The organism is Candidatus Glassbacteria bacterium, assembly GCA_019456185.1.
GTDB lineage: Bacteria > Gemmatimonadota > Glassbacteria > GWA2-58-10 > GWA2-58-10 > JAJRTS01.
On the sequence record VRUH01000088.1, the window covers coordinates 1 to 10546 of the forward strand.

The window sequence follows — 10546 nt, forward strand, 5'->3', positions numbered from 1 at the left end:
CGGCCGCAGCTCGATTTTTTCGACTTCCGCGCCGACACGGTTGCCGGCCTGATCCGCCGCTGGGGCGAGGCGGTCCGCGAGGTCGATCCGCACCACCCGCTGATCGCCGACAGCAGTTGGTCGATGACCTGTTTCGACAACTTCCGCCTGGGCAACGACGACTGGAAAGCCGCCCGGGCGGTGGACGTGTTCGGGCTCAGCGTCTACCCGCAGAGCTGGGATATCCATATCGCCTCAGACCCCTGCCCGATTGCCCAGATCTACAACGGCGGCCGGGCGGCCGCGCCGGAAGGTGTGCCGGTGATGGTCAGCGAATTGCAGACCCACAACCAAACCGCCCTGGCCCGTGACAGCAGCGTGTTCGACGAGATCAAGCTCTGGAGCTGGCAGGCGTTTATCCACGGGATCGAGGGCCTTGTGTACTGGAAATGGCGGCCGTTCCGGCGCGGTTTCCAGGTCACCGGCCGCGGGATGACCGCCCAGGACGGAAGCCCCAACGAGCGAGCCGCCGGAGCGCAGGCCGTGGCCGGAGTACTCAACGCCCACCCGGAGGTTTTCCGCTCCAGAAAGATCGTGGACAACGGGGTTGGTATTCTCTACAGTAGCACGACCGACAGTTTCACGGATCTGATCCTTCCCGACGAGCCGAGCGGGTTTTACCGCACCAATTTTTCCGGCTGGTACCGCCTGCTGTTCCGGTTGGGTGTTACCCCAACTGTGCTCCGGCCACAAGATCTCGGCGAGCCGCACTTCAGCCATCTCAAGCTGATTATCGCCCCTGCCCTGGCCGTGCTGGCCGACAGCGAGGCTGAAAAACTGACGGAGTTTATCGCCGGTGGGGGCCGGGTGATCGCCGACGGACGGTTCGCGATCGTGGATGAAAATCTGTTCGCCCGCGAACAGCCGCCCGGAGCCCTCGGCGAAAAGCTGGGCTACCGGGAACTCGATTTCCTCTCACCGTACCCCGAGCGCGATGTATCGGTCGCCGGCCGGTTTTGCAGGATCGAGACTACTGATTCGCAGACCCACGGGACCAGTATCTGCGGCGATCCGCTCTCGGCCCTGACCGAAAATACGCTCTACCTGCCGGTATTCCTCGGCCACGATATCAGCTGCGCGTCCTATCGCGAACTGGTGGACGGTTTTATCCTGGACTCGCTGGACAACTCGTGCCGCGTGCTGGAAAAGAACGACGAACTGGACGTGACTGTCTCGACAGGCAGGGGCACGCTGGTGGCGGGTGTGAACTATGGTCATGGTAAAAACACGATCCGGGTGCGGGTGGACACAAGTTCGCCGTGCAGCCTGATCGCCGGCAGGGCCGACTACGAGCTGGAGCGCGGCGAGGGAATCACGACCGTAACCGCGACTGTCCCGGCGCGCGAAATTTTCGGCCTGTTGTTCGACTGACATTTATTCGTTGAGGCGCGGATGAATACAGTAAAGCCATTTGTCCTGGCGGCACTGGTTCTGCCGGCTGCGGCCGGTGTGTCTCCCGGCGCCCGTCACTACCCCGACTACTCGACCGCCGGGATGGTGGCCAGCGCGGAGCCGCACGCCACCGCCGCCGGGTTCGAGATCCTCACCCGCGGGGGAAACGCAGCCGACGCCGCGGCCGCGGTGGGGTTCGCCTTGGCGGTGACATACCCCAACGCGGGCAATCTCGGCGGCGGCGGGTTCCTGGTCTATCGCGCCGCCGACGGCACAGTGGCCACGCTGGATTTCCGCGAGAAAGCACCGTCGGCGGTCAGCTACGGGATGTTCCTGGACAGCGATGGCGAGCCGGTCCCCGAGTTAAGCCGCCGCGGCCTGCTGGCCAGCGGCGTGCCGGGCAGCGTGGCGGGGCTGCTGGAAATTCACCGCCGCTGGGGATCGGGTAAGCTGACGCGCGGGGATGTGCTGGCCCCGGCGATCCGTCTGGCCGAGCAGGGTTTCCCGGTGAGCCACGATTTCCACGAGGGCCTGGTCGCTAACAGGGCGTGGCTGGGCGGGATTCAGTCCACCGCCCGCGTCCTTTACCCGGACGGACAAATCCCCGCTCCCGGCTCGCTGTTCCGTCAGCCGGGGCTGGCCGCCACTCTTCGTGAACTAGCGGCCAGGGGCCGCGACGGGTTCTACACCGGCTGGGTGGCCGACAGCCTGGTGGCGCTGATGGAGCGCGAAGGCGGCCTGATCTCCCATGACGACCTGGCGGCATATCAGCCCGTGGTGCGCCCACCGGTGACATTCAGCTTCAGGGATTACCGCGTTTTTTCGATGGGACCGCCCAGCTCCGGCGGGATCGTGCTGGGCCAGGTGCTGGGCTTGCTGGAGCCGTTCGGTCTGCTAGAGCTGGGCCATAACAGCGCAGCCTACGCCAACAGACTGGTGGAAGCCGAACGCCTGGCCTACGCCGACCGCAACCACTGGCTGGGGGACATGGATTTCACGGACATGCCGCTGGCCGGACTGCTGTCTCCGGAGTATCTCGACAGCCGGCGGCGGCGAATACCGCTCGGGCGGGCGGGCGCCAGCGGGAGCGCGGGCCACGGCGCTCCGGAGCACCCGGAAACAACTCACTACTGCGTGGTGGACAGCATGGGCGGGGCGGCGGCGATCACCACCACGCTCAACGGAGGCTACGGCAACGGCTGGGTGGTGCCGGGCGCGGGTTTTTTCCTTAACAACGAGATGGACGATTTCACGGTCGCGCCGGGCAGGCCGAACATGTTCGGCCTGGTGCAGGGAGTGGCCAATCTTATCGAGCCGGGCAAGCGGATGCTCTCCAGCATGACACCGACGATTGTAACCAAGCTGGTGCCGGACGGCGGCGAGAAGCTGTTCCTGGTGGCAGGCGCAGCGGGCGGCCCGCGGATTATTACGGTCACGCTGCAGATTATCCTCAACGCCACCATCTTCGGGATGAACGTCCGCCAGGCGGTGGACGCCCCCCGGTTCCATCACCAGCATTTACCGGACATCCTCTACCACGAGCCGGGCACGTTCGGCACTGAGACAGCCAGGCGGCTGCGGGCGATGGGTTATAAGTTGAGCGTGCAGGAACAGCTGGGCAATGCCAGCGCGATTATGGCCCTGCCGGACCTCTGGCTGACCGGTTGGGCCGATGGGGTGGGCGCGGGCGCCGGGACGGGACGGGATGGCAATCCAAAAACTGAGTAAAATGCTGAACACCATATTATCTCACCCACGTCTTCCCGGAGTTGCGAGATGAAATCCATATTCAGCCTGACAGCCATTGCGTTGATCGCCAGCTCATCGCTGCTCGCCCAGCGCGGCGACCTTCCCGTGGCCGCCGACTACGAACAGCACCTGCTCAACCTCGGCGCGTTCGAGCGTTTTCTGCCGGTGCAGGCCGATACGCTGATCCCGGACTCTGATGAGCTGGCCCGCGGCTGGCTGGCCTACCATCGCGACCGCAACTACGAGGTCCTGCCCAACAGCAAGCCCGCTCCAGACGAGGCTCTCGGCACTCTGCGCATTGTCGCCACGCCTGGCGAGATCGAGAGCGAACCGATCAGTATCTACGCCCTGCGCGATGTCGCGGGGATCGCTGTCGGAGCGCGAGTGGCCGTGGCCGGCGGACGCAGTGCCTGGCTGCGCGAGGCCGCCGTGGTGGAGGATGTCCTGTTTCATCCGGTGCAGTACCGCGATAAGAATCCCCACACCTGGCCCACCCTGAGCTATGTCCGCTACCCGGTATTTATCAGGCCCGCCTCGCAGTACGCGATCAAAGCCGGTGCCAGCCGCCTGTACTGGCTGACCGTCAGTGTCCCGCCCGGCACACCAGCCGGCACCTACGAGGCGGCGGTCGCTTTCACCGACTCCAACGGACGGGAATTGATTGTCCCGCTGAAAATCGAGGTCCTGCCGTTCACGCTGACCGATAAAAACCTGCCTAAATTCGGCGCCTTCCTGTCGGGCAATAAATTGGCCTCCGGCGAATTCGAGTTCATGAAGCGATACGGGATGGACGCCCTGCAATGGTTCTGGGGATCACACAAGATCGAGATTTTCAACGACAACGGCCGGGTAAAGATGGATTTCACCAGCTACGACGCCATGGTGCGGGGAATGCAGGCCGCCGGGATGGAAGGCCCGCTGGTGCTCAGTCTGGGTAACTCGTGGCTTGGGCACTACGAGATGGCACTGGCCGAAGAGTTCGACCTGCGGCTGATGGAGCGCATGTTCGACGGGCGGATGGTGACGATGATGGACTTCAAGGACCCGCGCTGGGAGAAAATCTGGCTCGAGGGCCTGGGGGTTATTCTCGACCACGCTAAAGCCGCCGGCTGGCCCGAACTGGCGCTGCTGATCCATGATGAGCCGACCAAGTTTATCATGGCCTACCATCCCTACAAGTACCATCTGGTCAAGAAGCATTTCCCCGATATCCCGGTCTACGGCGTCTTTTTCGAGCCGCAGAAAGACCCCGGCCCGCTGCTCAAGAGCTGTGACATCATGGTGGCCAACCGGGACTTAGAGTACATAAAAAAACTCGCGGAAAATCATGGTAAAAGATTCTGGAGCTACGGGAATATCTGCGCCGACCAGTCGTTCGGCAAAAACCGGCTGATCTACGGCCAGGTACCGGCGTACTACGAGAGCGAAGTGATGTTTTTCTGGTGCTGGAACTACTATATCAACAACCCGTGGAGCGATTTCGACGGACGCGGCGAGCAGGTTGGCGGCCCGGCCCAAAGCGATGCTGACTGGGTGGCGGTCTACCCCAGTGTCGATGGAGTGGAACCGGTGCGCACCCTGGCGATCGAGGCGGCGCGCGAGGCGATCGATGACGTCCGCTACCTTCGTACGCTGGAAAACCTCGTCCGACCGCAAAACCCCGCCCGCTGGGAAAAACTTCGGGAGGAAATCCGTCGCCGCCAGCACGCGTTGTTCGATGGTATCTTCCAGGACAACCGGGTCTTCTCCGACACCGATTTCTTTCTCACCACCGAAAACGACGATGTCGAAGAGCTGCGGGACTGGGTAACCGAAAAAATCCGCGAGAACCTCTGAGACCTGGGCCCCCGGGCGCGCCCCGCCGGCTGGGCCTGCGGCACAGCCGGCCAGTGTAAGGCCGGAGCGCATGTAATGCGCCCGGCGGGGCGCGCTCAGCGGCGTCAGCCGCTCACCGGGCCGATATTGAACGAACCGCCAGACTCAGTACCAACGTTGATCTCGACTCATCCCTCCCGGTCCACTCAACCTGCCGGCCCGGCCGGGGGCTCCCGAGGTTTTGGCCTTTCTCGTGAAAACTCGAATCTGATTTTATAAATCTTTTCCGGCGGCTCATTCGTAGTTACCAGTGGAACCGCTTTCGACATTACATTTGATCTTTACGGCTTCTGGTTGAACTCCCCCCGGGAGACTTTCAGTTGGCGGAGACTAAGTCGCGCGAAACAGCAGACCGGCAAAATGAATCCGCAGCCTCGAGTTCATCCGGCCAATGGCCGGACACCTGGCCGGAAACTTCGGGCGAGTACGAAAACCTGGTGGATTGTATGATCCGTCCACTGGTGCGCTACGCGTTTCGACGGTTGCATTGCCTGGCCGACGCCGAGGACGTGGTGCAGGACGTGTTGGTCAAAGCGTTCGCTATCTGGCACAAGCGACGAGGGAAAACCGGTGTGGCAGCCTACCTGTACAGGATGACGGCCAATACCTGCACCGATCTTTACCGTCGTGAAAACATGATACGGAGAAAGTACACTCAGGAAGGCGCTTTCGCGGTAATCGACGGGGCCGGACAGACCGAGCGGGAAGCGCTGGCCGAACTGGAGCGAATCGAGGGTCTGCTGCAGGCTCTGCCGCGCCGTCAGGCCGAAGTGATCCGGCTGAGAGTTGTAGATGAGTTGAGCTTCATTCAAATCGCCAGGACGCTCGATATCAAATTGCCGACTGCGAAATCGCGGTTCCATTACGGCATCAGCAAGTTGAGAAAGAAAATCTCCGCGCTCGAGGAGGTTGAGTGATGGATTGCAGAGAGTTCAGAAAAAACATCTCAGCGATGTTCGACCTGCGGCCCGGCCCGCTGCGGGATGAAATGATAGAGCACACGGAAGCTTGCGCGCAATGCTCCCGGATTTTCGATGACTGGCAGCGAACCGTGAACCGGCTGACTCCAGCGGTCCGGATCGCCCCATCGGACAATTTCAAGGAGCGGATTATGGAACGGCTTGAAAATTTCGACAGTATCGCCGGCAGGAGCACGGATGCCCGCAGGGTGACTTCCCGCCGCTGGTTCAAACCCTTGGTAGCCGCCGCGGCAGTTTTGTTGCTAGTGGCCGCGGTTTCAATTCTCGCCCCCGGCGGCTTGTTCCGCGACCGCCTGGACCCTGATAACCCTCAACACCTGATCAGTCTGGTCAGCGAGGCGATGGCCGCCCAGCAGGAGATGATTTATTCTCGTGGCACGACTCACCTGATTGTCGATCACGTGCTTCCCCCTGTATCAGACCCAAGAGTTGCCGCCAGCAGATGGACCGGGTTTGTCTCTGTCCGGCCTGATGGAGAGTTGCAGCACAACAGGGTGATGACCGCCGCCGAGCCAGGCCAATCGTACGTGATTCGCGAGGAACTCTGGTACGATCCAGTCACCGAACGGTTCGTCAAGTCGATCAGCCATGACTCAGGCGTGATATTCGCCAACTCGTACGATGGGTCGCGGATATATTCCCTGGCGATGCAGGACGACAACCGCGCGGAACCTTCGACTCTGCCTGTGGCGCCTGATTTCAAATCGCCGATCTCGCTTGTCGAGAGTATGGCGATGACTGCGAATTGGGATAGTCTGGTGAGCAAGAGAATCGAAGAGACCGGGAGAGTTCCGACTGTTGTCGGCGAGGACACACTCGCCACCGGCGAGCCGGTCCGAGTGATCAGGGTGGATGGGCTGCCCGGGCCGGACGGTGAAATAAATAATTACATCCTGTACAAGATACGGATGTCCGACAACACGATTGCCGAGAGCGAATTCATGATGCGCGGGGAGTCGGCGATCATCACACGCTACCCGACCGTGGAAAAAACAGCGGACAACCGGGTTCCGTGGAGACTCGACGGACTCAAGACAATTGATTCCGGGACGGCTGAAAAATTCGGGCTGAAACTGGAAATGGACGTGATCAGATCCAATATCAGCCGCGCCGATATGCTGGAGCTGAGCGATTTTCCAATCTACGCTCTTTCCGACGATCCTGATTGGAGCCTGGAGAAAAATATCACTTTTCTTCGCCTTTTCAACGTTATGGGTGGGGGTGCAATGTTCAGCACCTCGTTCCGGGCCGAGCCGGGAGGGTGCCACATCGTGTTCGGCCAGGCGAAAATGAATTCCTTTTATGCCCGGCAGAAGGAACATTTCGAGCTGCTGCACACCAGCCGGGACGGATTTAAACTCTACGGCATGGATCAGGAGAGAAGCCGCTGGATGGCTAATATCGGCTTGAGCGCCTCGTTTGCCACCCTGCGTGACAAACCTGGTGAAGGCAGGCAGGGATACCTTGTCGAGACACCATCCGGAACCTGGTGCACGCTGACGACCAACACCACTCTGGATGACGCAGAACTTTTCGCCCTGGTGGACAAGCTGGTGATGATTTCCGAATAGCAAGCAGAAAAGCCGCTTGGCGATGTGCAATATCCGCCGAGCGGCTTTTTCTTTTTTAGCGGGGATAGATTCTCCCCGCCACTTTCTGCCAAACCGGCCAATCCCGCAGCTTTCCAACGCTCCGCCACTGTTGTCGTCTTTTTGACAGGGACCTCGGCTTACCCGTCATTGCATTTTAATTGTATTCGGTTTGCGAAGAATCTATATTATTTTCTGTCCTTTACGGAAATTAATTTCTCATTCACGCCATGATACCAGGGGACCTATGGAACCAGGCGGCTTATCACATTTCCAATTCATTTCCCGGCGTTCTCTTTGGATCGTGGCCGCCCTGTTTCTCTCCCCTGTCAAGCCCCTGCCCGTTCAAGCGCAATCGAATCTAGCTCCCGGCACCGAATCGCTTTCCCGGGACACGACTGCCGCCGCCGACCTGCTCAGCGGCGCCCGCTACCGCCTGATTAACGGTAATCAGCCCGGAGCCAGGCTGGCTCTGGAGGAACTTGCCGCGCAGCACCCGGACTACCATCGGACTGAGCGGATGCTGCTGCGAGCGCGCTGGTACCTGGAGGAAGGGGATACGGTTGCGTTTGATGACGGTTACTGGCAGGTGCTTGAGACGAGCCTGACGGATGACGACTTTGCCGCCCTGCTCAATGATACCGCTCCGATATTCACTCCGGTCGAGGCCCAGCAATGGGAAAATCTCGATTCGCCTCAGAGCAAAGCGTCTTTCCTCAGAAAATTCTGGCGCAGCCGCGACCCGGACCCGATCGATATGACCAACCCGCGGCTGATCACCCATTATATCCGTCTGCTCGAGGCGCAAAAAAGCTATTCGGGGCCCGTATACGGCTCACCGCGACGGTCCCGGAACCACGGCGCAGGCCAACCCCAGCAGTTCAATCCCACTGCGCCGCTGGTGGATTTCCCGTTCCAGCAGCCCAAGCCGGAATTCAAACGGCCCTCCAGCTATGAGCTGGACTCGCGGGGGCTGCTCTATCTCAGGCACGGTCCGCCCAACCGGATAGTCCAAGGCACAGCCCGGGAATCCAACAGGGAACTTGAGACCTGGTTCTACGGCGGAGCATCGTTCACTTTCGAGGGCCTGCCGGGGTCGGACAGCTTTATCGCGGTGCCCGGCGGCAGCGCCGATGTCGAGAACGCGTTGCAGAGCGAATCCGTGCTCGCCGAAAAAGAGAACGATTATCAGCATTATTACGCTGCCGAGTTCAAGGGTGATGCGGATTCGGTGGTCCTGGAATTCTATCAGTCTTTTCCGGCCGACAGCCTGGAAGTGCTCGGCGAACCCGGCGCGGTGGTAGCCCTGTTCGATACAAGCTGGAACCAGGTGACTATTTCCAAGTCCCCGGCCCGGAAAATGACCCTCGGGGAAAATTCGCACTGGGTGGCTGTCAACCGGCTGGCTGTCGAGCCGGGCATCTACTACTGCGCCATGCGTATGGACCTCAACCCGGAACACCCGGTTATCCGCAACAGCATGGTTATCAGGGCGTTCGCCAAAGATTCGCTCAATCTGAGCGGGATAATCTTCGGCAGTCCGCAGGATATCGATGAAACTATCCGGAACCGATCGCGGGAGGGCCTCCTGCCCCGGCCCTCGCTGATCTTCACCGCCGGCGAGGAGGTTTCGGTCTATTACGAGATCTACGGCCTCAAACCATCGCGGGACGGAGAACGGACCTACAGCGAGATGATCACCGTCAGCAGGGTTCCGCCCGAGGACCACAGCGACAAGGATAGTTTCAGCGGAAACGCGGAACGGCTCAAGCGCTGGTCCGAAAACAGGGCCAACAGCCTCAGCCTCTTTTTCGAGCGGTCGGCGGACAGGGGGCAGAAGAACATCAGCGAATATTTCGTCGTCAATACTGCGAACCTCGAACCCGGCAGTTACCGCCTGCAGCTCGAAGTGGAAGACGATGTTTCTGGTGAACTGCGGGACGTCACCTGGTTTTTCGACCTGGCCGGGCCGCCCGTCATCGAGTACAAACCGGAGTTTTGAGGAGCCCGCCCGTGTCTTGTGCAAAGCTAATCATTCCAATAGTTCTTCTTGTCCTCTCCTGTTCCGGAGCGGAACGCCGAACCGTTTCCGGCCGGAGCTGGTTCAGCCACCATTTCATCCAGCGGGAGCTGGAAGGCGACGCCTGGGGTCAGACCGCCCTGTGCGATATCGACCGTGACGGAGACCTGGATTTCATCACCGGCAGGCGCGGCGGCGCGGTTGTCTGGTTCGAGTTCAGGGAGGCCGGCGACTGGGCCAGGCACGGGATAGCCGAGCTGTCTCCCTCGGATGTGGGCGGAGTGATGCTGGACGTGGACCGCGACGGCTGGGCTGACATGGTGGCCGGCGGAAGCTGGTTCCGCAACCCGGCCGGTTCTTTCGACAGCCTGTGGGTGGAGCACGTTTTCGATCCCGGCCTGCGTTCGGTCCATGATATCGTCGCCGCGGACCTGAACGGCGACGGGATGGCCGAGATTGTCACGATGGCCGGTGAGATGCAGGGAGTCACCCGTTCGGAAACCAAGGATTTGCGCTACTACCTGATCGCTGAAAACCCCGCCGGTCCATGGACGAAAGTCAAAATCGGTAACTTCGTGCATAGTGGCCTGGCGGTCGCCGATATTGACGGTGACGGGGATGTCGACATCGTGCGCAGCGATATCTGGCTGGAAAACGACGGCTCCGGCGGGGGCTGGGAACCGCACCAGATAGCCGGGATCGAGGACTGGGACCACGCCAGTCAGGCCGCGGTGGCGGATATCGACCGCGACGGGCGGCTGGACGTCGTCCTGGCCGAGGGAGAAATATCAGGGGCCAGGGTCGCCTGGTTCCGCTGTCCGGCCGACCCGGTCTCGCAAAGCTGGCAGGCCTGCCTGCTCTCCGCGGGAGATTCCACGATCAGGGGACCCTACCATTCGCTG

7 protein-coding genes are annotated in these 10546 nt (G+C 61.0%); all 7 read left to right on the plus strand.

Going from position 1 to position 10546, the window contains the following annotated elements:
• The coding region (locus FVQ81_17420; GenBank protein ID MBW7998311.1) for a hypothetical protein at positions 1–1410 on the plus strand (1410 nt) is incomplete at its 5' end.
• A 21-nt stretch (positions 1411–1431) separates the two neighbouring features.
• Entirely contained in the window at positions 1432–3159 is a 1728-nt protein-coding gene (gene ggt / locus FVQ81_17425; protein MBW7998312.1) for a gamma-glutamyltransferase, read from the plus strand.
• A 48-nt stretch (positions 3160–3207) separates the two neighbouring features.
• Positions 3208–5016: a DUF4091 domain-containing protein gene (locus FVQ81_17430; protein ID MBW7998313.1), complete on the plus strand. Its 1809-nt coding sequence runs from the start codon at positions 3208–3210 to the stop codon at positions 5014–5016.
• A 359-nt stretch (positions 5017–5375) separates the two neighbouring features.
• Entirely contained in the window at positions 5376–5972 is a 597-nt protein-coding gene (locus tag FVQ81_17435) for an RNA polymerase sigma factor (protein MBW7998314.1), read from the plus strand.
• Entirely contained in the window at positions 5972–7606 is a 1635-nt protein-coding gene (locus tag FVQ81_17440) for a hypothetical protein (GenBank protein ID MBW7998315.1), read from the plus strand. The genes FVQ81_17435 and FVQ81_17440 overlap by 1 nt, the downstream gene beginning before the upstream one ends.
• 322 nt (positions 7607–7928) lie before the next feature.
• Positions 7929–9626: a hypothetical protein gene (locus FVQ81_17445; GenBank protein MBW7998316.1), complete on the plus strand. Its 1698-nt coding sequence runs from the start codon at positions 7929–7931 to the stop codon at positions 9624–9626.
• Between the two features lie 11 nt (positions 9627–9637).
• Positions 9638–10546: VCBS repeat-containing protein (locus tag FVQ81_17450; protein ID MBW7998317.1), on the plus strand; the 909-nt coding region annotated here is incomplete at its 3' end.